This window comes from Vibrio sp. LaRot3 (genome assembly GCF_027587025.1).
GTDB lineage: Bacteria > Pseudomonadota > Gammaproteobacteria > Enterobacterales > Vibrionaceae > Vibrio.
Genome location: NZ_JAPPTI010000001.1, coordinates 225968 through 249649 on the forward strand (window position 1 = coordinate 225968; position 23682 = coordinate 249649).

Annotated in this window: 20 protein-coding genes, 1 tRNA gene and 1 riboswitch; of the genes, 12 read left to right on the top strand and 9 right to left on the bottom strand. The window is 45.8% G+C overall.

The genetic code is table 11. The annotated features are described in order from the left end of the window. Positions 1 to 8 precede the first annotated feature (8 nt). From rsxD to OH461_RS01205, 5 genes are all read right to left on the bottom strand, one after another. Positions 9 to 1055 (bottom strand): electron transport complex subunit RsxD, encoded by a 1047-nt coding sequence (gene rsxD, locus OH461_RS01185; protein ID WP_270018827.1) that lies wholly within the window; start codon positions 1053 to 1055, stop codon positions 9 to 11. Next, complete coding sequence (gene rsxC / locus OH461_RS01190) at positions 1055 to 3778, bottom strand: electron transport complex subunit RsxC (RefSeq protein WP_270018828.1); 2724 nt, start codon at positions 3776 to 3778, stop codon at positions 1055 to 1057. Before rsxC ends, rsxD begins: the two co-directional genes overlap by 1 nt. 8 nt (positions 3779 to 3786) lie before the next feature. Then, the gene (rsxB, locus tag OH461_RS01195; protein WP_270018829.1) at positions 3787 to 4371 is read right to left on the bottom strand and encodes an electron transport complex subunit RsxB; all 585 of its coding nucleotides are present in this window, start codon (positions 4369 to 4371) and stop codon (positions 3787 to 3789) included. Further along, positions 4371 to 4952 (bottom strand): electron transport complex subunit RsxA, encoded by a 582-nt coding sequence (rsxA, locus tag OH461_RS01200; protein ID WP_270018830.1) that lies wholly within the window; start codon positions 4950 to 4952, stop codon positions 4371 to 4373. The genes rsxB and rsxA overlap by 1 nt, the downstream gene beginning before the upstream one ends. A 423-nt stretch (positions 4953 to 5375) precedes the next feature. After that, positions 5376 to 5451, bottom strand: a tRNA-Asn gene (locus OH461_RS01205). A gap of 547 nt (positions 5452 to 5998) precedes the next feature. On the opposite strand from OH461_RS01205, the gene uvrB reads away from it, so the two are divergent. The 3 genes from uvrB to luxU all read left to right on the top strand — a co-directional run bounded on the left by uvrB (position 5999) and on the right by luxU (position 10041). Continuing rightward, positions 5999 to 8029, top strand: coding sequence for an excinuclease ABC subunit UvrB (gene uvrB, locus OH461_RS01210; protein WP_270018831.1), 2031 nt, complete (start codon positions 5999 to 6001; stop codon positions 8027 to 8029). Positions 8030 to 8302: 273 nt separating this feature from the next. Further along, the gene (gene luxO, locus OH461_RS01215; RefSeq protein ID WP_270018832.1) at positions 8303 to 9697 is read left to right on the top strand and encodes a quorum-sensing sigma-54 dependent transcriptional regulator LuxO; all 1395 of its coding nucleotides are present in this window, start codon (positions 8303 to 8305) and stop codon (positions 9695 to 9697) included. 5 nt (positions 9698 to 9702) lie between these two features. Next, positions 9703 to 10041: a quorum-sensing phosphorelay protein LuxU gene (gene luxU, locus OH461_RS01220; protein ID WP_270018833.1), complete on the top strand. Its 339-nt coding sequence runs from the start codon at positions 9703 to 9705 to the stop codon at positions 10039 to 10041. Here luxU and OH461_RS01225 read toward each other — a convergent pair. Continuing rightward, positions 10027 to 10914 carry a YvcK family protein gene (locus tag OH461_RS01225; RefSeq protein ID WP_270018834.1) on the bottom strand — a complete coding sequence of 296 codons (888 nt, stop codon included), beginning with the start codon at positions 10912 to 10914 and terminating at the stop codon, positions 10027 to 10029. The genes luxU and OH461_RS01225 overlap by 15 nt on opposite strands. A gap of 192 nt (positions 10915 to 11106) precedes the next feature. After that, a riboswitch (molybdenum cofactor riboswitch) is annotated at positions 11107 to 11242 on the top strand. Between OH461_RS01225 and moaA the strand changes: the two genes are divergently transcribed. The 9 genes from moaA to udp all read left to right on the top strand — a co-directional run bounded on the left by moaA (position 11231) and on the right by udp (position 19516). After that, positions 11231 to 12220: a GTP 3',8-cyclase MoaA gene (gene moaA / locus OH461_RS01230; protein ID WP_270018835.1), complete on the top strand. Its 990-nt coding sequence runs from the start codon at positions 11231 to 11233 to the stop codon at positions 12218 to 12220. (Overlaps the previous riboswitch by 12 nt.) A gap of 68 nt (positions 12221 to 12288) precedes the next feature. Continuing rightward, on the top strand, positions 12289 to 12801 hold the full coding sequence (gene moaB, locus OH461_RS01235; RefSeq protein ID WP_270018836.1) for a molybdenum cofactor biosynthesis protein B: 513 nt from the start codon (positions 12289 to 12291) through the stop codon (positions 12799 to 12801). A 12-nt stretch (positions 12802 to 12813) separates the two neighbouring features. Further along, positions 12814 to 13293 (top strand): cyclic pyranopterin monophosphate synthase MoaC, encoded by a 480-nt coding sequence (gene moaC, locus OH461_RS01240; protein ID WP_270018837.1) that lies wholly within the window; start codon positions 12814 to 12816, stop codon positions 13291 to 13293. Continuing rightward, on the top strand, positions 13290 to 13535 hold the full coding sequence (moaD, locus tag OH461_RS01245) for a molybdopterin synthase sulfur carrier subunit (RefSeq protein WP_270018838.1): 246 nt from the start codon (positions 13290 to 13292) through the stop codon (positions 13533 to 13535). Before moaC ends, moaD begins: the two co-directional genes overlap by 4 nt. Position 13536: 1 nt before the next feature. Continuing rightward, complete coding sequence (gene moaE / locus OH461_RS01250; protein WP_270018839.1) at positions 13537 to 13992, top strand: molybdopterin synthase catalytic subunit MoaE; 456 nt, start codon at positions 13537 to 13539, stop codon at positions 13990 to 13992. 222 nt (positions 13993 to 14214) lie between these two features. Further along, on the top strand, positions 14215 to 14631 hold the full coding sequence (locus tag OH461_RS01255; protein ID WP_270018840.1) for a CBS domain-containing protein: 417 nt from the start codon (positions 14215 to 14217) through the stop codon (positions 14629 to 14631). Between the two features lie 67 nt (positions 14632 to 14698). Then, positions 14699 to 16150, top strand: a complete 1452-nt coding sequence (locus OH461_RS01260; protein WP_270018841.1) for an MATE family efflux transporter — start codon at positions 14699 to 14701, stop codon at positions 16148 to 16150. Between the two features lie 63 nt (positions 16151 to 16213). After that, positions 16214 to 18517 (top strand): zinc/cadmium/mercury/lead-transporting ATPase, encoded by a 2304-nt coding sequence (locus OH461_RS01265; RefSeq protein WP_270018842.1) that lies wholly within the window; start codon positions 16214 to 16216, stop codon positions 18515 to 18517. A 240-nt stretch (positions 18518 to 18757) separates the two neighbouring features. Beyond that, on the top strand, positions 18758 to 19516 hold the full coding sequence (gene udp / locus OH461_RS01270; protein ID WP_260259018.1) for a uridine phosphorylase: 759 nt from the start codon (positions 18758 to 18760) through the stop codon (positions 19514 to 19516). Positions 19517 to 19577: 61 nt separating this feature from the next. Here udp and OH461_RS01275 read toward each other — a convergent pair whose 3' ends face one another. From OH461_RS01275 to OH461_RS01285, 3 genes are all read right to left on the bottom strand, one after another. Further along, entirely contained in the window at positions 19578 to 20393 is an 816-nt protein-coding gene (locus tag OH461_RS01275) for a hypothetical protein (RefSeq protein WP_270018843.1), read from the bottom strand. Between the two features lie 187 nt (positions 20394 to 20580). After that, complete coding sequence (locus tag OH461_RS01280) at positions 20581 to 22485, bottom strand: DUF3857 domain-containing protein (RefSeq protein ID WP_270018844.1); 1905 nt, start codon at positions 22483 to 22485, stop codon at positions 20581 to 20583. Beyond that, entirely contained in the window at positions 22482 to 23561 is a 1080-nt protein-coding gene (locus tag OH461_RS01285; protein WP_270018845.1) for a hypothetical protein, read from the bottom strand. Before OH461_RS01285 ends, OH461_RS01280 begins: the two co-directional genes overlap by 4 nt. Between the last annotated feature and the right edge of the window lie 121 nt (positions 23562 to 23682).

Below are 23682 nucleotides of genomic sequence, written 5' to 3' on the forward strand. Positions count from 1 at the left end.
CTGAATCCTTAGTGCCCGTAAGTTCGAGGTTTGGTGTAGTAATCAATTAATGGTACGCACATATTGGCCAGAAGTACGGCAAATGCGACACCATCAGGGAAACCACCCCAACTCCGAATAATAAAGACCATGGCACCAATAAACGCACCGAAAATCAATCTACCTTTGACTGTTGTCGACGCTGAAACAGGGTCGGTAGCAATAAAGAATGCACCGAGCATGGTTGCGCCAGAGAAAAGGTGAATCAAAGGCGAAGCCGTTTGATCTGGTGTAAAGATCATAAATAGGCCACTAATTACCAGTAGTGAAGTTAAAAAGCTCACTGGAATATGCCAACTGATCACGCGAAGCTTGATGAGCGCGAGGCCACCGGCAAGATAAGCAAGGTTAACCCATTGCCAACCTAAACCCGCGAATGGGCCAAATTGTGGCTGTCTGACCGCTTCACTTATTGTACTACCAGTAAGCAGGGCTGTTTTTAGGCTGTCTAACGGGGTCGCCATGGTGACACCATCAATACCTGTGCGAATTTGCTGTAAGGATAGCCCTTCGTTGTTAAAACCTGTGAAGATCAGCGAGAAAGCATCTCCCATTGAAATAGGAGTTGCTTGCAGTTCGATTGGCGAAATCCAACTGGTCATTTGTAGTGGGAACGATATAAGTAGAACGACGTAAGCAACCATCGCAGGGTTGAATAGGTTCTGACCAATACCGCCGTATAAATGTTTGGCAATGATAATGGCAAAGATAAGACCTATCGTGATAACCCACCAAGGTGAAAGCGGTGGAATCGCTACCGCTAATAGCCATGCTGTCACTAATGCACTGTTGTCTCGTAATGCTGATTTCGGTGAGCGCTTGCGTAGTAACATGACTAGGCCTTCAAGCGTCAAACCCAGTACGATAGCAAAAGCTAATTGAATGAGTGTTCCCCAACCAAAAAAGTAGGTTTGAGCCGCTAAACCGGGAATAGCACACAGCGCCACCCACTTCATTAGATCAGGAGTGCTTCTGCGACTATGTGCATGGGGTGAGCTGGCAATAAAGAAGGCCACTACTCTTTCTCCTCAGATTGTTTCATTTTTTCTTGTTCTGCTTTGCGAGCTTTAGCGCGAGCAATCGCAGCGGCGACAGCGGCTTTTTTCGGATCCAGTTCTTGCTCTGGTTCTACAGTTTCAGAACTCTTTTGGTTTGCATCAGCTTGTTGCTCTGCTTTGCGCGCTTTAGCACGGGCAATCGCAGCGGCGACAGCGGCTTTTTTCGGATCCAGCTCTTGCTCTGGTTCTACAGTTTCAGAACTCTCTTGGCTTGCATCAGCTTGTTGCTCTGCTTTGCGCGCTTTAGCGCGAGCAATCGCAGCGGCAACGGCGGCCTTTTTCGGATCCAGTTGTTGTTCAGGCTCTACAGTTCCAGAACTTTCTTGGCTTGCATCAGCTTGTTGCTCTGCTTTGCGCGCTTTAGCGCGAGCAATTGCAGCGGCAACGGCGGCCTTTTTCGGATCCAGTTGTTGCTCAGGCTCTACAGTTTCAGAGCTTTCTTGGTTCGCCTCTGCTTGTTGCTCTGCTTTACGTGCTTTCGCACGGGCAATTGCAGCGGCAACGGCGGCCTTTTTTGAATCCTGTGCTTGTTCAGGTACTACTGATTCAGAGCTTTCTTGGTTCGCACTTGCTTGCTGTTCTGCTTTACGAGCTTTCGCACGGGCAATCGCAGCGGCAACTGCGGCCTTTTTCGGATCCAGTTGTTGTTCAGGCTCAGCAGTTTCAGAACTCTCTTGGTTCGGCCCTGCTTGTTGTTCTGCTTTACGAGCTTTTGCACGAGCCACAGCTGATGCAATAGCTGCTTTTTTGTTATCTCCGTTATCTGACTCCGGAGTATTAGATTCTGTTGCGGCCTTTTTCGCTTTTGCTCTCGCAATCGCAGCAGCAATAGCGGCTTTTTTATCACCACTGTCAGCTGGACTATTGTCTGCTTTCGGTGGTGCTGAAGCGGCAGCCTTTTTCGCTTTCGCACGGGCTATCGCAGCCGCTACAGCGTCTTTCTTATCTGTAGAATCAGATGATTGCTCTTTTTCAGCTTTGCGTTCACGAGCAAGGCGTTTGCGTTCTTCACGCAGTTTAGCCATTTCGCTATTGTCAGGCTCGGCTTGTCCTGCTTTTTGCGCTGCGGCTTGTTTGGCCTTCGCTTTTGCAATTGCAGCGGCTACGGCAGGTTTGACCGCTGGCTCTGCGGGTTTGTCTGTAGAGTCTGCCTTTTGTGCTTTAACACGAGCTATGGCAGCTGCAATGGCATCGTCGCCGCCAGTTTGTTTCATCTCTTTTCGGCGGTCGTCGGCCGCTTTTTTGAAGCGATTTTCACGTTCAGCTTTATCACGCTCAAGGCGAGCTTTCTTCTCTTCAAAGCGTTGCTTAGCGCGCTCTGCAGCTTCTGCTTCTTCTTTACGGGTGCGGATTTCGGCTTTCGCTTGACGATAATATTGAACGAGCGGAATTTCACTTGGACAAACAAACGCACAAGCACCGCATTCAATACAATCTTTTAGATTGAGCTCTTCACATTTATCAAATTCTTCGGCTTTAGCATGCCATTGCAGTTGCTGAGGCAGCAGAGAAGCTGGGCAGGCTTCGGCACATTGACCACAGCGAATACACGCCATTTCATATTGGTCGGAAGCGATCTCGCGTCTTGTCGGTGCCAGAATACAGTTAGCCGTTTTGGTTATCGGCACAGCGGAGTGAGGTAAGGTGAACCCCATCATTGGGCCACCCATGATCAAACGTGGCAGCTTTTTATCTGCTTTGTAGCCAAACTCACTGAGTAGATCTTCAACTGACGTACCAATGAGTGTCCAAACGTTTTGTGGTTGCTTAAAGGTTTTACCCGTTAACGTCACGATACGCTCAATTAGAGGCTCACCATGACAAACGGCGCGTTGAATCGCGTACAGAGAACCCACGTTTTGTACTAACAAGCCAATATCAGCAGGAATACCGTTATTCGGCACTTCTTTGTTGGTGAGTACTTTAATCAGCTGCTTCTCACCACCTGAAGGGTATTTGGTCGGGATTACGCGTATCACAATATCTTTATGTTGTGCCGCTTTCTCCAAGGCTTTAATCGCTTTTGGCTTGTTGTCTTCAATACCAATAATGGTGAGTTTGGGCTTGAGGATATGCTCAACAATCTCGATACCTTGAATCAGGGCATCCGCATGCTCTTGCATTAAGATATCGTCAGCAGTGATGTAGGGTTCACATTCAGCAGCATTGACGATGAAGATTTCAGTACGAGCCAGGCCTGATTGGATTTTCTTCGCCGTTGGGAAGCCTGCGCCACCCATACCTGACACACCAGCTTGGCGAATAACTTCGATAAGCTCATCTGGCGTGTTAGCGGTAAAGTCTTCTATTGGGTTACGGTCAATCCACTGCTCTTGATTGTCAGGCTTAATCACCACGCACATCTCGCTGAGCCCAGAAGGGTGAGCAGTAGTACGAGGTTCAATAGCCGTAATCGTGCCCGATGTGGGAGCGTGCACTGGCAACATAAAGCTCATATCGTATTTAGTCAGTGGCTGTCCTTTTAAGACATTGTCACCCACATTAACGATTAAATTACCCGGTTTACCTATATGTTGTTTAATAGGTAGCACTATTTCTTGAGGGATAGAAGCGCGAGCAATTGGCGTTTTTAGAGACTGTTTTTTGTTTTCTGGTGGATGAACGCCCCCGGGGAAATCCCAAAGTGCGCCAGATTTAATTTTCTCGATTAATGACAACATACCAGTCCTTAATTCACACTATTCTGCTGCTCAGCAGAATCGGTAATATCAACAACAGGAATGGCGTTCAATTGCCACTTCCAATTCGCTGTAGTGGTTTCTACAGGGATCATTTCAATACAATCTGTTGGGCACGGTGCGACGCAGAGATCACAACCAGTACATTCATCCTTAATGACGGTGTGAAGTGCTTTTGTGCCACCAACAATGGCATCAACCGGACACGCTTGAATACATTTCGTGCAACCAATGCACATATCTTCATGAATAAATGCGACTGTTTTTACCGATTCAGAAAGATCATGCGCGGATTCGGTTGCTTCAACACCCATGAGATCCGCAAGCTTTTCAATTGTCGCTTGACCGCCTGGAGGGCATTTATTTATGGAATCACCGTTAGCAATTGCTTCGGCATATGGGCGACAGCCAGGGTAACCACATTGGCCGCACTGGGTTTGTGGCAGAATTTCGTCAATTTGGTCGACGATAGGATCGGCGTCCACTTTAAATCGGATCGACGCAAAGCCGAGCACTGCGCCAAAAAGGGCTGCAAGCGCGGCAAGGGCGATGATTGCAATTACAATAGAACTCATTACAGCTTCACCAACCCAGTAAAGCCCATGAAGGCAAGCGACATTAGGCCTGCGGTGATCATTGCAATAGAAGCACCTTTGAACGGAGCTGGCACATCTGCCGCAGCAATTCGTTCACGCATAGATGCAAATAGGATCAGAACCAAAGAGAAACCGACTGCCGCACCGAAACCATAGATAATAGATTCGATAAAATTGTGGTTCTCATTGATGTTAAGGAGTGCCACGCCTAAAACTGCGCAGTTGGTTGTGATCAGCGGTAAGAAAATACCCAGTAGGCGATACAAGGTAGGGCTGGTTTTGTGCACCACCATTTCAGTAAATTGCACCACCACTGCGATAACCAGAATAAAGCTCATGGTACGCAAATACTGCAGACCTAAAGGTGCCAAAATATAACTTTCGACAAGGTACGCACACACTGAGGCCAAGGTCAGAACGAAAGTCGTTGCTAACCCCATGCCAATGGCAGTCTCTAGCTTCTTAGAAACTCCCATAAATGGACATAAGCCCAAAAACTTCACCAGTACAAAGTTGTTGACGAGCACAGTGCCGACCAACAACAAAAGATATTCGGTCATAATTATATAATTTAAGTAATCCGATCCCGCCATTATCCTGCTTTGGCTGCTATTTAACAACCAAGGAAAGCTAAGGTTTTATACTCTTGATTAAAAATTATACGCGAACTAAAGCGATATTGTTTAGCCAATCGTTTACTGCCGAGAGTCAGTAGGCAATGGGCTTGCAATAAAATGAGTGAATTGACAGTAATAAGGAAACTAATCCACTTTTATAGATACTGACAAAAGTAAATATTAAGCGTTTTATATTCATGAGAAGAATATAGTGGTGCGCTTTATCTTGATTGGTTCTTTTTAGAAGAGGTTCAACGCGGGTGGCTAGCAAGGTCCGACGTCTCGGATGTGATATTTACTTGGAACAACTAAGTCGCATCTGAAACGAAAAAAGCTCAACCTTTCGGTTGAGCTTTTTCCTAAATTTGGCTCCCCCTGCGGGACTCGAACCTGCGACATACGGATTAACAGTCCGCCGTTCTACCAACTGAACTAAGGGGGAATTGCTGTAAAGCGGTGCGAATAGTAACGATAGGGTGAAACAGTGTCAATACTTCTCGACTAGAATTCGATGAAATTCGCTAACTAAAATTGCTTTACTTTTCGCTAAGCCTTGTCGTGTATAGGCTAGGTTTACTTATCCACTAAATTTGTGGATAAGTGTGTTAATGAATTCTTAGCAAAAAAAGTTATTCACAAAATGGGCTTTGGGCGAACAAAGTTTAGACAAAAAGATCGAGGGCTAATCTGTTGTAGGATAAGGCATTAAGGCGCAATTAGATCAAAAAATAATCGAAAAGGTGAAAAGTGATCTTCTGCGAGATAGTACACAATTTGCGGATTTTGTGTATAAGCTGTGTATTGAAAAATGGGATTTTTCGGAAGGTAATTCCTGTAGGGCGGAGAATATTATCAGGTTCATCATCAGGGATCTAGCGTTATTGATGTGTTTTGAAGAAAACAGCTAATTATTTCTCAACTAGCTCTTGAGTCTGTATATATATACAGACAAAATAGAGCTTCTGCTGCTTAATGACTCTGAGGACACTATGAGCAAACTGTATGAGCTAGTCTCTGATTATCAACCATCGGGTGATCAACCTACTGCAATCGCTAAGCTGCTTGATGGTTTAGACTCTGGCCTTGCCCATCAAACGTTACTCGGGGTTACGGGGTCAGGTAAAACATTTACTTTGGCTAACGTGATAGCGACTGCTCAGCGTCCAGCCATCTTACTCGCGCCGAACAAAACCTTGGCGGCGCAGTTGTATGGCGAAATGAAGTCATTCTTTCCTAACAACGCAGTGGAATATTTCGTCTCGTACTATGACTATTATCAGCCAGAAGCGTATGTGCCAACCACGGATACCTTTATTGAAAAAGACGCTTCCGTTAACGCGCATATTGAGCAGATGCGTTTGTCTGCGACCAAAGCACTGCTAGAGCGTAAAGACGCCATTATTGTCGCGTCGGTTTCTGCGATTTATGGTTTGGGCGACCCACAAGCCTATTTGCAGATGATGCTGCATATTCGTCGTGGCGACATTATGGATCAGCGCGATATTTTACGTCGCTTAGCTGAGCTGCAATACAGTCGTAATGATGTGGCATTCGAGCGAGGTCAGTTTCGAGTTCGTGGAGAAGTGATTGATATCTTCCCAGCAGAATCGGATCAAGACGCAGTTCGTATCGAGATGTTTGATGATGAGATCGACTGCATTAGCGTGTTCGATCCATTAACAGGTGCCATTAAGCAGCGCGATTTACCTCGTTATACGATTTATCCAAAGACCCACTATGTTACGCCTAGAGAACGCATTCTCGATGCAGTAGAGAACATTAAAGTAGAGTTAGAACAGCGTAAACAGTATCTACTTGATAACAATAAGCTGCTTGAAGAGCAGCGAATCAGTCAGCGCACTCAATTTGATATTGAGATGATGAATGAACTTGGCTTCTGCTCCGGTATCGAAAACTATTCCCGCTACTTAAGTGGTCGTAGTGAGGGTGAGCCGCCACCGACACTATTTGATTACTTACCTAATGATGGCTTATTGATCATTGATGAATCTCACGTCACCGTGCCACAAATTGGCGCGATGTTTAAAGGCGACCGCTCACGTAAAGAGACCTTGGTAGAGTTTGGCTTCCGCCTTCCTTCGGCACTGGACAACCGTCCACTGAAGTTTGAAGAGTTTGAATCTATTGCGCCGCAAACCATCTTTGTTTCGGCAACTCCGGGTAATTATGAGCTTGAAAAATCGGATGGCGATGTTGCCGATCAAGTTGTTCGCCCAACTGGCTTATTGGACCCGCAGCTAGAAGTACGTCCGGTTGCGACTCAAGTTGATGATTTGCTATCTGAGATCCGCATTCGAGCGGCGAAAGACGAGCGTGTTCTGGTGACGACATTGACCAAACGTATGGCAGAGGATTTGACTGAATACCTAACGGAACATGATGTGCGTGTTCGTTATCTGCACTCGGATATTGATACGGTAGAACGTGTAGAAATTATTCGCGACCTTCGCTTAGGTGAGTTTGATGTGTTAGTGGGTATTAACTTGCTGCGTGAAGGTTTGGATATGCCGGAAGTGTCGCTGGTGGCCATTCTCGACGCTGACAAAGAAGGCTTCTTACGTTCGGAGCGTTCATTGATTCAGACTATCGGCCGTGCTGCGCGTAACGTTCAAGGTAAAGCGATTCTCTATGCGGATCGAATTACAGGCTCAATGAAGAAAGCGATGGATGAAACGAATCGTCGTCGTGAGAAACAACAAGCTTATAACGAAGAGCAAGGTATTACCCCTCAAGCGCTTAAACGTAATATCAAAGATATTATGGAATTGGGTGATATTACCAAGTCGAAAAAGCAGCGTAACAACAAGCAAGTACCATTGTCGAAAGTCGCTGAACCTTCACAAGACTATGCGGTGATGTCGCCTCAACAGCTAGAGAAAGAGATCAGCAAGCTAGAAGCGCAGATGTATCAACATGCGCAAGACCTTGAGTTTGAATTGGCAGCGGCTAAGCGTGATGAGATTGAGAAGTTGCGAGCGCAGTTTATTTCCAACAGCTAGACGGCGTAAGGCGTGAATTTTAGGCAAAAAAATAGCCAATAGAAATTTGTTCTATTGGCTGATATTTGTGAATACTAAGTTCACTAACAACGTCAGTTGGCTAGGTGACCCTTGAGGGTCACTATACATATAGCATCATTCGTGCCAGTTTTTGAAGCGGTTTTGGTGACGAATTTCAGCCTATTCCCCCCTTTTACAGAGTTTTATTTGCAAATTGCAATGCGCAATGCAATGATTTAAACAAATTGCAAACGTTTAATCATTGGCTAGGTTATGCAACATAATAATGAAACTCAAAAGTCCAAGTACCTATTAATGGTGGAAGATACCGTCTCCGTTGCGGCGCTGTATCGCTCGTATTTGACGCCTTTAGGGATTGATATCAACATCGTTGGCACTGGGCGTGAGGCCATTGAAAGCTTAAATTATCGCACTCCAGATCTGATCTTACTTGATTTACGACTTCCTGATATGACCGGCATGGACGTGCTGCATTCGGTCAAGCAACAGCGCCCGGACGTTCCTGTCATCTTTATGACCGCTCATGGCTCCATTGATACCGCAGTTGAAGCGATGCGCCATGGTGCGCAAGACTTTCTGATTAAGCCCTGTGAAGCCGACCGATTACGTGTCACGGTGAACAACGCGATTCGTAAAGCGACCAAGCTAAAAAATGAAGCCGATAATCCGGGTAACCAAAGCTATCAAGGCTTTATCGGCAGTAGCCATACCATGCAGGCGGTCTATCGCACCATTGACTCTGCTGCGGCGAGTAAGGCGAGTATCTTCATTACGGGTGAAAGTGGTACCGGTAAAGAAGTGTGTGCTGAGGCGATTCACGCGGCCAGTAAGCGCGGAGATAAACCTTTTATCGCTATTAACTGTGCTGCGATTCCGAAAGACCTGATTGAGAGTGAGTTGTTCGGCCACGTAAAAGGTGCGTTTACTGGGGCAGCGACGGATAGACAAGGTGCGGCAGAGCTTGCTGATGGGGGAACGCTGTTCCTCGATGAGTTGTGTGAAATGGATTTGGATCTGCAAACCAAGTTATTACGCTTCATCCAAACTGGTACTTTTCAAAAGGTAGGCTCTTCAAAGATGAAGAGTGTGGATGTTCGCTTTGTTTGTGCAACCAACCGTGACCCATGGAAGGAAGTTCAGGAAGGACGATTCCGTGAAGATTTGTATTATCGCTTGTATGTTATCCCTCTTCATTTGCCACCTTTACGTGAACGCGGCGAAGATGTCATTGAAATTGCATACTCCTTGCTAGGATTTATGTCCAAAGAGGAAGGCAAAGACTTTGTAAGGCTTGCCCCTGAGGTTGTGGAGCGATTCGCTCGTTATGAGTGGCCGGGTAATGTTCGTCAATTGCAAAACGTGTTGCGTAACGTGGTTGTACTGAATAAAGGCAAAGAAATTCAAATTGATATGTTGCCACCGCCACTAAATCAACCGAGTGATAATCCGATCACAGCCACCATTCAAGAGAGTGGTATTCTGTCTGTGCACGATATTTATCCTCTTTGGGTGACGGAAAAAAACGCGATAGAACAAGCGATTAAAGCGTGTGATGGTAATATCCCCAAAGCCGCGGGCTACTTAGATGTGAGTCCGTCTACTCTATATCGCAAGTTACAAGCATGGAATGCAAAGGAAACTCAGTAATTGCTATGGAAGTATTAAACTCAGTTAAAGTCGAACAATTGGGCAGTGAAATAGGCGTGGACAATGTGCCTATTTTATTGGAGATTTTCTTGGGCGAATTGGCACAATACATTGCCAATTTGCAACAATGCCCGTCGAATCAAGATGAGTACTTACGTGAGATAAGTCATGCGCTTAAAAGTAGTGCGGCGAGTTTTGGTGCAGAAGCATTATGCGCATTAGCCAATGAATATGATGCGGTAGGGAAGGCGGGTCAATTGCTGAATACAGATCAGCATAAGCAACAAATGCTATCGCTGCTCAATGAGACAGAGCAGCGATATAAAGATTTACTCAGCCAATAAATCAATAATGGCTTGATGGAGCTTGTCGCGGTCATGTCGCCAATCGCGATTGGGTGACGCTAACTCGGTGGTGATGCAATTCCACTCTTGCAGTTCAGGGTGTGGAGTATCACCAAGAACCACGTCTAGTTTTCGCCCATAACAAGCTCGCTCGCACCACTCTAGTTTTTCTTGCAACGTCATTCGACCCGCAGGTCCATATTCAGGCGATAAGTTTTCAACAAACACCAACTGTGCAGTAGCATTGTTGCAGATCGCTCGACCGACTTCTGGTAACAGCAGTGGTGGCATGACGCTGGTTAAGAAACTACCCGGGCCGAGAATGATCATATCGGCTTGCTCAATCGCCATCACCCCTTCTTTCGTCGCGGGGACTTCTGGCTCAAGGTCTAGACGCAACAAGTCTTGCGTCATTTCATCAACGCTGGTTTCGCCGGTAACCCATTTGCCTTCTTTCGACAGTGCTTTGAGATCAGATGGATGCTCAGACATAGGGACAATGTTGACATCGACCTTAAGCATATTGCGGATCAGATTGATGGCATCTAATGGACGAACAGATAAGTTATCCAAAGCGGTAAGCATGAGGTTACCTAGGTTGTGGCCATCCAGTTCGCCAGCGCCTTTGAAACGGTATTCGAACATCATTGAACTGATCGAAGGCTCAGTGATGAGCTGATTAACGCAGTTGCGCATATCACCCCAAGCGATGCCACCTTGGCAATGACGAATACGACCAGTTGAACCGCCGTTGTCGGTGGTCGTCACAATGCCGGTAGCATTGCTAGAGAAATCATTCAGCGCAGCAAGCATGCGTCCGAGGCCGTGGCCGCCGCCAATCGCGACCACTTTGTTTTTACGATATACACTCATTAGTTTTTTCTTATTTTGTCATATCCATCTACAATTTAAGTTATTCCATTTACTACTTGTACTCAATAGTAGGTAATTTGCGCCCAAAGCACGATTTTTTCGCCGAGAGGGTGGAATCACTTACAATTATTAAGTATTTTATCGGTCAGCTACTGTTGATTCTGAAGGGTTTATCCCATTCGTTGATTGCAACAGTTGCCATAACTCCGAGCTCTATTCGCTAAGTTCCCATGAATAAGCGCATAAAGCCAGTGACAAGTTGTCACAAGGGCATAATTGGAAATGATTATGCCTCCCGTGTTTGGAAAGGTGTTCCGTGGCGCAACAATTAGAAGATAAATTTCATCGCAAGTTTTATTACTTGCGTCTCTCCGTTACAGACGTTTGTAACTTTAAATGTACCTATTGTTTACCTGATGGCTATAAGCCTTCGGGACAGAAAAACTCGTCTTTTTTATCCCTACCAGAAATCAAACGTGTCGTTAGAGCGTTTGCTGATTGTGGTACGTCGAAAGTTCGTATCACCGGTGGTGAACCGAGTTTACGTAAAGACTTTACTGACATTATTGCCACGGTAGCCAATACCGATGGTATCCGAAAAGTCGCGACAACCACCAATGGTTATCGCATGGAAAAACAAGTCAGCGAGTGGAAACAAGCTGGCCTTACGCACATCAATGTCAGTGTCGATAGCCTCGACCCACGCCTTTTCCACCAAATCACGGGTGAAAACAAATTTAATCAAGTGATGGCGGGCATCGACCGTGCATTTGAGGTTGGCTACAAGCAAATTAAAGTAAATGTGGTATTGATGAAGCATTTCAACGCGCATCAATTGCCGCAGTTCTTAGAATGGATTAAACATCGCCCAATTCAGCTGCGTTTTATTGAGCTGATGCAAACAGGTGAGATGGACGATTTATTTAAAGAACACCATGTATCAGGTGTTGCGATTCGTAACCAGTTAATGGCGCAAGGTTGGTTATTGAAAGTGCGCGAAAAAAATGACGGCCCGGCTCAAGTCTTCTTCCACCCGGATTATGAAGGCGAAATCGGCCTGATCATGCCGTATGAGAAAGGCTTTTGTGAAAGCTGTAACCGACTGCGCGTATCAGCATTGGGTAAACTGCATTTATGCTTGTTTGGCGACCATGGTGTCGAGTTACGAGACTTGCTTGAGCACGATAGCCAAGAGCCACAATTGATTCAACGAATCCAAGATCAGCTGCAAACCAAATCGGTGAGCCATTTCCTTCATGATGGTAACTCCGGCATGACGCCACATTTGGCGTCGATTGGCGGCTAATCAACTTTCCAGTTAACTTGTGCCAGGTAGATGGCAGACAATAAATATCATAATAGGTAGGTGAGTACATGGGTCATGCAGAGAGCAAGTTCCAACCAGCAAACATCGCAGTTCTAACCGTTTCAGATACACGTACTGAAGAAAACGATACGTCAGGTGGCTACTTAGTTGAACAAGCTAAAGAGGCCGGTCATAACGTTGTTGATAAGCAAATCGTTATTGATGACATGTACAAAATTCGTGCGATTGTGTCGCAATGGATCGCGGATGAAAATGTTCAAGCGGTGATGATTACTGGTGGTACTGGTTTTACTTCTCGTGACAGCACTCCGGAAGCACTAAAACCATTGTTTGATAAAGAAGTGGAAGGTTTTGGTGAGCTGTTCCGTATGGTTTCTTATGAAGAAATCGGCACTTCAACTATTCAATCTCGTGCGATTGCGGGTTTTGCTAACCACACTGTGATTTTCGCCATGCCGGGTTCAACGGGTGCTTGTCGTACGGGTTGGACAAAAATCATCAAGCAACAACTTGATGCGAGCCACCGCCCTTGTAACTTCATGCCGCATCTAGCGGTTTAAGCTGGGGGACGCATGAGCCAATTTACTCATATCAATGCCTCTGGCGAAGCGAACATGGTCGATGTATCTGCTAAAGCTGAAACCGTGCGTGAAGCACGTGCCGAAGCTTTCGTGCACATGGCGCCTGAAACGCTCAATCTGATTACCTCTGGGCAACACCACAAAGGTGATGTGTTCGCAACAGCCCGCATTGCGGGTATTCAAGCGGCGAAAAAAACATGGGATCTGATTCCGCTGTGCCATCCATTGTTGCTTTCTAAAGTCGAAGTCCAGTTAGAAGCGATCGAAGCTGAAAACATGGTTCGTATTGAATCTGTTTGTAAACTTGCCGGTAAAACGGGTGTCGAGATGGAAGCATTAACAGCTGCATCTGTTGCCGCTTTGACGATTTACGATATGTGTAAAGCCGTGCAAAAAGATATGGTGATTGGCCAAGTACGCTTGCTAGAGAAAACCGGTGGTAAATCGGGTCACTTCAAGGTGGATGCATGATTAAAGTTTTATTCTTCGCTCAAACTCGCGAATTGGTTGGTATTGATGAACTAGAGCTTGATGGCGAGTTTGCTACGGTAGAAGCGATTCGCGCTCACTTATCTCAACAAGAAGGTAAGTGGGATCTTGCATTAGAGCCGGGTAAGCTACTCGCCGCTGTGAATCAGTCAATTGTCCCGCTAGAGCATCCTGTGACTCAGGGTGATGAAGTGGCATTCTTCCCGCCAGTTACCGGAGGTTAATATGGACTCTCGCGTAGCTGTAATGGTGGAAGACTTTGATGTTGGCGCTGAGTATCAACAGTTAGCTCAGGGCAGTGCATCAGGCGCAGTAGTGACGTTTGTTGGTAAAGTGCGTGATATGAACCTTGGCGATAATGTCACGGGTTTGTCATTGGAACACTACCCGGGCATGACTGAAAAAGCCTTAGCTGAAATTTGTGACGAAGCTGAAAAGCGTTGGCCATTGCAGGGTGTGCGTGTGATCCACCGTGTGGGCGATTTGGACATCGGTGATCAAATTGTCTTCGTCGGCGTGGCAAGTGCTCACCGAGGTGCTGCGTTTGAGGCGTGCGAATTTGTGATGGATTACTTGAAGACCAAAGCGCCATTTTGGAAGAAAGAGCGCACGACAGAATCAACACGCTGGGTAGATTCTCGTGAGTCTGATGCCAAAGCCGCGGAGCGCTGGCAGCAATAATCTATCCCCAAAAAAATATCGGTATAAACGGCCATCAGAGTGATCTGATGGCCGTTTTTGTTTGTGGTGATTGGTTTTACCTATCAGAAAAATTGTTGCTTTCCATTTAGTAAAATCAAGAAATTAGACGACACTTAAGGAAAGGGATAAATCTCTCAATATTCAAATTTACTGGAATAACCAAGCAAGTGGTCAATGTCGGTTGCACAAAAGGAGACAAACATGGAATCACTAAAAGTAAAAGATTATATGACGCTACAAGCGGTGACTTTTAAACCAGAAATGTCACTCAGTGCAGCACTCGATAAAGTGATGGGGTCAGATTATTTAGGTGGGCCTGTAATCAACGACAAAAAAGAAGTCATTGGTTTTCTATCAGGTCAGGATTTGTTAGAAAAGTTGATTAAAGTGAGTTACTTCTGTCAGGATACGCATATTGTGAGTGATTGTATGCATCCTGAAGTGCTTTCAGTCTCGCCAGAGATGAACATCATAGAACTGGCAGAGATGATGAAGATAGGGAAACCGAAAGTGTACCCGGTGATCGATAATGGTCGATTAGTGGGGATTATTACTCGCAAAGATGTGCTGAGAGCGATAGCGAAAAACATCGATGCGTGTTTTAAGCATCCGGTGTAGAATGGCATACGGACAGAAGGCGCGCAAAGCGCCTTTTGTGTTTTCTACGAAGTAAAAAGAGACAGTGATGAGCGATCAAAGTGCCAAATTTCTAGAAGGTTCAACCATGCGTCATATCTTGGTGATGTCAGGTGCGGGATCTATCGGTTTAATGGCCTTGTTCGTGGTTGATCTCCTCGACATGCTGTTTATTAGTATGCTCGGACAAGTGGAGTTGGCCGCAGCGGTCGGCTTTGCAGGTACGCTGATCTTTTTCTCGACCTCAATTTCGATTGGTACGTCTATTGCGATGGGGGCTTTAGTTTCTAAAGCTATCGGAGCGAAACAGACAAATCACGCGCGTTCGCTCAGCACCTCTGTCATGTTTACGGCTTTTTTCATTAGCAGCATAGTGTGTGCGCTGATGTATTGGCATATTCCTGAACTGTTAGCAGCGATCGGTGCTAAAGGGGTAGCGGCTGAGCGTGCTCAGGCCTACTTACAAATATTATTACCAAGTGGCCCAGTTCTCGCGCTAGCGATGGCTGCTGGTGCTGGGCTTCGTGCGGCGGGAGACGCTAAGCGCTCAATGTGGGCAACCCTATCCGGTGGTATTGTTAATGCCATCCTTGACCCTATCTTCATTTTTGTTTTTGATTGGAACGTAGAAGGCGCTGCGATTGCATCAGTGATTGCACGTTTTACGGTATTGGGCTTCTCTCTTTATCCATTAATTCGGGTGCATCAGTTGGTCGCGCCATTTGCGTTCTCCGCTTGGTCGAATAACCTCAAAGCAATTTTGACCATTGCTATTCCTGCGATTATTACCAATATTGCCACACCAATTGGTAATGCCATTGTTACTTCTTCTATCGCTCAATTTGGTGAGAACTTTGTTGCAGGTTTTGCGGTGATTGGTCGCGTTACTCCGGTTTGTTTCGCGGTGATTTTTGCCTTGTCAGGAGCGGTGGGGCCTATCATCGGGCAAAACTTTGGTGCTGAGCGTTACGACAGGGTGAAAGATACGCTGTACAACTCGTTGATCGTTACAACGGTCTATACCATCACGGTGTGTATCATTCTTTACTTCGTTCAAGATTGGATTGTGTCTGGCTTTAGTTTGACTGGAGACGCCGCCCTGATTGTCGCGACTTTCTGTACATTTGTTGCGATCAGTTTTGTCTTCAATGGTGCGCAGTTTGTTGCCAACACCTCATTTAACAACCTAGGTAAGCCACTTTATTCCACCGCATTGAATTTGGGTAAGGCCACACTCGGTACTCTGCCTTTTGTGCATTTTGGCGCTTTATGGTTTGGCGCTGAAGGCGTGCTGTATGGGCAAGCCTTAGGTAGTACGCTATTTGGCATCATTGCCACTTGGGTTTTGCATCGCCATATTGTTCAACTGACCGAAGGTGGTGAATTGCCTGTTGTTGAAGATGACCCATCGATTACCTGTGTTAACTCGCAGCCTTTTTGTAGCCATGATGCGGTGTTGATTGATGAAGTCGCGGTAAACAACGAAATCACTGAAAAATAAACTTGACCTTGGAGTCGTATCCAAGGTTTAAGCTAATGGTGTACTTTGAAAGGAGATTCTCTTATGTGCACCAAACATGATGGTTGCCGCTCTGAAAAAGCCGCGGCTAACCCAGCTCAAGCAGGCTCTTGTGCTAGCCCTAAAATTACATCAATCAAAATGGCTTCTGTCGCTACGGTTGAGAGCGATTGTTGTAGTTCAAACAGTTGTAGCAGTAATGCTGACCCTACTGATGAGGAAAGCGACTCCGGTCTTTCTACCTCCGCCAGATTTACCCAAAGTTGGAAAATAGAAGGGATGGATTGCCCCGCATGTGCGCGTAAAGTCGAAACCGCCGTGCAAAAAGTCTCAGGTATTATTGAAGCAAAAGTTCTTTTTGCGACCGAAAAGTTAGTGATCAAGTCCAATGATATCGGCGCTGCCACCATGGTCGAGCAAGCCATATTGGATGCTGGCTTTACTTTTAGTGATCCTAACCAAAAATCGTCTCAGCCTAAGCCTTCAGGTTGGCAACATGTTTTAAAACAGAATGCACAAATTATTGCGATTGCCAGTGCAATGGCAATTGCGGGTTTAATCAAACCGGCTCTTCCTCAAGTCAGTGAATGGTTGTTCATCATCACCTGTCTTGCTGGCTTATACCCTATTGGTAAGAAAGCGATATCTCTAGCGAGATCGGGTACGCCATTTGCGATAGAAACACTGATGAGTGTGGCTGCATTAGGTGCACTGTATCTTGGCGAAAGCGTTGAAGCTGCCATGGTGTTATTGCTGTTCCTTATTGGTGAACGCTTGGAAGCATTTGCCGCCTCTCGTGCTCGTAGCGGTGTACAGGCTTTAATGGAGTTAGTCCCAGAAACTGCAACCAAGATCGTGGACGGTGAGCGTGTTGAAGTCAGCGCGAGCGAGCTTACCCTTGGTGATGAAATTGAAGTTTCTCCCGGTGCTCGCCTGCCTGCCGACGGTAAATTGATTGGTGACGCAGCAAGCTTTGATGAGAGTGCTTTAACAGGTGAGTCCATCCCTGTAGAACGCTATAGCGGTGAATCTGTCATGGCTGGTGCTGTGGTGGTCGATAAAGTCGTTCGTCTGACGATCACTTCAAAGCAGGGTGAAAATGCAATTGATCGAATTCTACATCTCATCGAGGAAGCGGAATCTCGCAAAGCCCCATTGGAGCGTTTCTTAGACCGCTTTAGTCGTTGGTACACGCCTTTGATGATGTTGGTTTCTTTACTGGTAATTATTACGCCGCCACTCTTGTTTGCTCAGCCATGGGAAACATGGGTTTACCGTGGTTTGGCGCTACTGCTTATTGCTTGTCCTTGCGCTTTGGTTATCTCTACGCCAGCGGCGATCACGTCTGGACTAGCGGCAGGGGCTCGTCGCGGTGCTTTGATTAAAGGTGGTGCAGCTTTAGAGCAGTTAGGCCGAGTTGAAACTATCGCATTTGATAAAACCGGCACCTTGACCAAAGGCAAGCCTGAAGTGACTGATGTCGTGCCGGCTAGTGAGTACAGCCAAGCCCTTTTAATTGAGAAAATTGCAGCGATTGAAGTGGGCTCTAGCCATCCATTGGCGATTTCGTTGGTGAATCGAGCCAAAGATGAGGGCATTAAACTACCAGAAGCGACCGATAAGCAGGCGCTGATAGGCAGTGGAGTTCAAGGTAAGGTCGATGGCGTGTTCTACCGAGCGGTAGCACCAAGCAAACTAGCTTTGCCACTTGAGGATGCTATTAATCAGCAAGTCGAGCAGTTAGAAAGCCAAGGTAAGACGGTCATCGTTGCTTTAGAGCAAGAGAAAGTCATGGGTTTGATCGCATGGCAAGATACCTTACGCGAAGACGCTAAACAGGCGATGAGCGCACTGAACAAACTAGGCATCCACTCAATTATGCTTACGGGTGATAACCCACGCAGCGCCGCGGCAATTAGCTCGATGATCGATATTGATTACAAAGCGGGTTTATTACCACAAGACAAAGTTCATTATGTTGAGTCTTTGTCAGCACAAGCCAATGTGGCCATGGTGGGGGATGGTATCAACGATGCTCCTGCAATGAAGGCATCAAGTATTGGTATTGCTATGGGTGGTGGTACTGATGTGGCTCTTGAGACGGCTGAAGCAGCGATTACTCATAATCGCCTTACTGAATTAGCGGGTATGATTGAGTTGTCCCGCGCTACGTTAAACAACATCCGCCAAAACATCTTCTTGGCTCTGGGCTTGAAAGGGGTGTTTTTGGTGACCAGTTTGTTAGGAATAACAGGCTTATGGGTTGCTGTATTGGCAGACAGCGGCGCGACAGCTTTGGTGACTCTGAATGCGCTGAGGTTGCTCAAGTTTAAATCGAAACAGGTGTAATATTCTCATCTAGTGAAAAGATAGCCCTACGTGGCTATCTTTTTTTATGCAATGAGTTGTTTTCGACTCTAGATAAACTGTGATGCCAAACGTTTTTATGTGTAAATGAAAGAAATGTTACTCCACTGTATGTGATTGCTATCACTCTTTATCTCGATTGAGTTGGTTAGAGTAAATTGGTACCCAATGATTCTATCGAGCGAACCCTAAAAGAGAGTTTGCCGCAATAAGGAGTTTCCTATGTCTCAAGCTGTATTCCACCTAGGTGTTACTGAAGCTGATCTTGCAGGTGCTACACTGGCAATTATCCCTGGTGACCCAGCACGCGTACAAAAAATCGCAGAAGAAATGGAGAACCCAGTTTTCCTAGCAAGTCATCGCGAATACACGCTTTACCGCGCTGAGCTTGATGGCAAACCTGTTGTGGTTTGTTCGACTGGTATTGGAGGTCCATCAACGTCTATCGCAGTTGAAGAGCTGGCACAACTTGGTGTTCGCACTTTCCTACGTGTTGGTACGACAGGCGCTATCCAACCACACGTTAATGTCGGTGACATGATCGTATCGACTGGTTCTGTTCGTCTAGATGGCGCAAGCTTACACTTTGCTCCGATGGAATTCCCAGCAGTTGCTGACTTTGATGTTGCAACAGCAATGAAAGCCGCGGTTGAAGAATCTGGCGCACCAGTTCACATGGGTGTGACGGCTTCAAGTGACACATTCTACCCAGGTCAAGAGCGCTACGATACGTTCTCTGGCCGTGTTGTTAAGCGTTTCCAAGGCTCTATGAAAGAGTGGCAAGACATGGGCGTGCTGAACTTTGAAATGGAATCAGCAACGCTATTAACCATGTGTGCAAGTTCTGGTCTTAAAGCGGGTTGTGTTGCGGGCGTTATCATCAACCGTACTCAAAAAGAAATCCCAGATCACGCAACGTTAAAAGAGACTGAAGCGCGTTCAATCAAAGTGGTTGTAGAAGCTGCACGTAAAATGCTTTAAGTCTTAAACCAAGACTCCAATAACGTATTCTTTTCCTTTAAGCCACCTTCGGGTGGCTTTTTTATTGGCTGGTCAAAAGCTCAGGCAAAGGCTGATAAAGGCTTTTGCTCAAGTCATTCAACATATCGTCGTACACCGCAGCGATGAGCGAAGAGACATTACTGGTCAGTTGATACAGCTGGTGGTTGTTAATGGGTAATGTTTCATCTTGAATAACTTGCTTCAGTAAACCTTGTACTTCTAGTCCCTGCGGTGAGCGAATCGGTAAGGCACTAATGAGGCTTAGATGGTCGAGCTTGTGCAACACTTTATCGCAGTAGTATTTTATTCTTAGATGGCCGTTTGGTTGGTGACTTTCTTGGATGCAAATCCTTAATTGGGTTAGCACTTCCATGCTGTCGAGCACTTGCTGCCAGTTCATATGGTACTCATCACTTAGGTCGTGGCGGCCAGATTCAAGCAACCATTCGAGAGCGAGGTCATCAATTAAAAACATACAGTGGCGAATAGCAGTGCCATGGATGCGCTGATTGCGTGCAATGCTGCGTTTGGACCACTCGGTTTCGAGTCCGTTGAGTTTTAGTTGCAGCACTCGATACATGGCCTTGTTGTCAAACGAGGCAAGTGAAATAAGTTGGTTAGAAAGTTGAGTGAGCTTGAGTTGTTGAGCGGAGATTTTCGCTTCGCATGCAATGATGCTGGCTTGAGTTATAGCGTGATGGGTCATCGCACGATGTTGTCTACACAGCAGTAGCACCTCCCGTAATGTAATAAGAGTTTCAAACTTCCGTTCGATGGAAGTCGTTCGCTGCGTTGAAAGAAAATAGACCCATCCCAGCACCGAAAACGAAATGAACAATGAAATAATAACGAACATGGCAGACTCCTTTCTGACCATCACGTTGCTAAGCCGTGATAGTTTCACTCAGCAGAAAGAGTGCCAACATAGATTTGTTTATATATCAGTGCTTTGTGTTTTTTACGTTAGAAAAATGCGCCAGTTTGGTGCAAGCCATCACAATGATGGGGAATAAAGCGCGGTATTACCCCGCGCTTGGCTAGGTTTAATCTTGTGTCCCTGTAAACTTAATTTCAGCATGGCTGCGCAATAGAGTTAAAAATTGATTGAAGTGATTTAGCTCTTGGCTCGTGACCGTTTGCGCAGGAATGTCGAGATGCGTGATGACTTTAAGGTGACCTTCATCGGTTTTCTGTATCTGGCGATGCATGCTGCCGTAGCGATGTTCAAAATCAATACTTGAAGGTAGATAGTCTAGTTTCCATGGGCTATTGGACAAGTCGAATTCATACTCGCTTGTCACCTTAATCCCCGAAAAGTATTCACTATGCCAGTTGTTACGAAGACGCATTGATTTAAGCTCGTACATAAGCCAAGAGTCGTATTCCGTATACTCAAGTAGTTTGGCGTCTGGCTCGAGAAACGGCTCATAGTCAGCGAGAGATTCTATACTCAGCGAGTGGTTCATATCGTCCGCGTGCTGAATCGTAAACGTTGGTGTGGCCAATCCACTTACTTGATCTTGGTATTCTGAGCTCAATTGATTTTGGCGTTCTTGTTTATTCAGAGAGGCTAATTCGTTGCGATAATAAGATGCGTACTCGCCAAGATAGGTACGAGATTGACGTTCGTGCTGCCCACCTTGGTTATCGAACGTTAAATGAACATGACTATCAAAGCGCCAACGATAGTGATTAGAGGCCATTTGTTTCGGCTGGTGGCCATCTTTCAACACGAGATTAGCCTTGCCTTGTATCCATGTTGGCGTGGTTTTCCAATCGGTTAAATTATCTGTTGGATCGAGACAGTAGCGCTGTGACGATAGATCAAAACAGACGACTACATGATTAAAGTGCCCCATTGCAGGTAATAACATCGAGTTGTGATTGAAGCGGTCGGTATCGACCAGAACTAAGTCTGACTCAACACCTGCTTTCGCTAACAACGCTTTGAGTAAGGTGGATTTATCTTTGCAGTCCCCATAGCGGTTACGCAGCGTTTCTCCGATAGTGTGCGGTGTTCGCGCGTGTTCTGCTTCAGACATCGAGACATAGCGAATATCGCGCGCGACAAAATTCAGTAAGCGAGCAATCTTTTCTTCTTGGAGTGTTACGTTGTCTGTCAGCGTTTGATAAGTCTCATCGATGCCCAAGGTTTTTGCTTCAGCATGGTTCATGGCTTGTCGAGCTTTGTCGACCACCTGTTGCCAATCAGAAAAATCCGAGATTTCAACTCGACCAATATGATCTTGCCAGCGAGTAGCATTGTCGTGTTGATAGGCGGAAATGGTGTTGCCTTGGCAGCGGAAACCATCAGTAAGGTCTTCGCAGACGACATCTTTTGTGTCGGCTCGCCATTGGATTGCTTCACTGGCTGACCATTGCGCCGAAAGCAAATACTCTTGAATCGGGAACGAGCGCCGAGTATAGCTTTGATGTGACCAATGACGGTCGTCTTTCGGGCGGTCAGTGATGGTCTTATAGGTAACAATGGATACGCTACCTTCAGTCAAAGAAGGCAGCGGGATGGTGAGCTGCTGCTCATCAGTGAAGGTATTTTCGCTGTGTGTATCCAGTAACTTAGTGAGTTTAGGATCGACAGTGGCAATCGCTCCCTCTGGGCTTAATGTCATGGCTGACACAATCTCTACCCGCTGCTGGTGTTGATCAAAATAGACAGACTTAGAGCCATGTTCATCAATATCAATAAAGCTAGGGTAGTAATCAATGACAGTGGTTGTTCGTTCAACGGAATGAGGTTGAATTTCAAACTGTTGCTGATAAGAGATCCGAGTTAACCCTGCATCAGTAGCCAACTCTGCTTTTAGTTTGTTGGCGTGATTAATCAGGGTTTGCGGTGCAGACAAGTCTTGCTGCCAAGTCACGTTGTTTGCAAAACTAAAATGGCTGAACGTTAGCAATGCGGTCGCTGTGATGATCAGTGTTTTCATAGTGGCTTAAACTCCTCAATCATCTGGTAGAACTCATCATTGTGCAGTTTGAATTCGTATTCTGGTGCGCTGTAAATCCCGATTAGCTCATACACTCGTTGTTCGGTTTCAAGCAAAATTGAGACACCAATTTCTTCTTCATTGATCGAGCGCCCTTTGCAGATAAGCTCAGATTTGACCGTCATGCTATTGGGTAATAGCTGTTTATCTTGAGTACACGATGTGACGGATATGTTCTCTTCTAGCCATGCGCGACGTTCATGTAAATGAGCGTCGATTGACTCAAGTTTGTCATAGCTAAACAGAATTAAGTGAGTCGATAAATTAGGGCCGCCAAATTCTGCATCTGCGGTACCATCTGAATACGTGCCGATTTCTGCTTTATACCAACCCTCTTCAACAAACGTTAGTTGAACGCGTTGGTCATTTGAAATGGTGTAAGTTTGGTTTGCATCGAAACGAGTTACGTCTTTAATTTGATAGAACTCGACCAACTCATAGCCCGTTGTAAAGACGTACAACGGTATGATTGTGAGGCTAAATAGCCAACGAAACACTTTCTTTACAATGTTCTCAGGATTCCACTCTACATTATCTACGGCATGTTTTAACGTTGCTATACGTTGTGCGAATGAAGCAAAGCTGGCTGACCAAATTATCAGTACGATAAAGTCAGTCCAAAGTGGAGTTGAGAGCTTAGCTGAAACTGTCAGGTAAATATTACTGAGTATCATCACCACAATGGTAGTGGTGTGCCATTTCGAATGATGTGGCGATTGGTGCTCAGTTTCGAGCTGCTTTAAGGCCGAGTGCAATTTTGGCAAGCTGAAAACGGAAATCAGCGGTGATAACGAAAATATCCAAAGCCAAGGAGTAAAGCGTTTACCACCGATTTTATTCAGTTCACTGGTAGCGCGAATAAGATAAAAAATCGAATAAAAACTGAAGGTTGAAAAGGTGAGTAAAAACTCCCAAGTGAATGAGCGTGTTTGGTTGAGCGTGATACGAGGTCGCTCGCTAGTCATTGGTGCAGATGACGGCTGATTTTCTGCATTGGTAATGGTCGTGTCAGACATGAGATTAAATCCTTGTATTTCGCAGACACGCTAAAGGTTTAATTTATATATATCAATACCTTCTATAGAAACAAGTGATGTGATGCATAGCAATTCGATGAATTTGTTCGCGCAAATTATG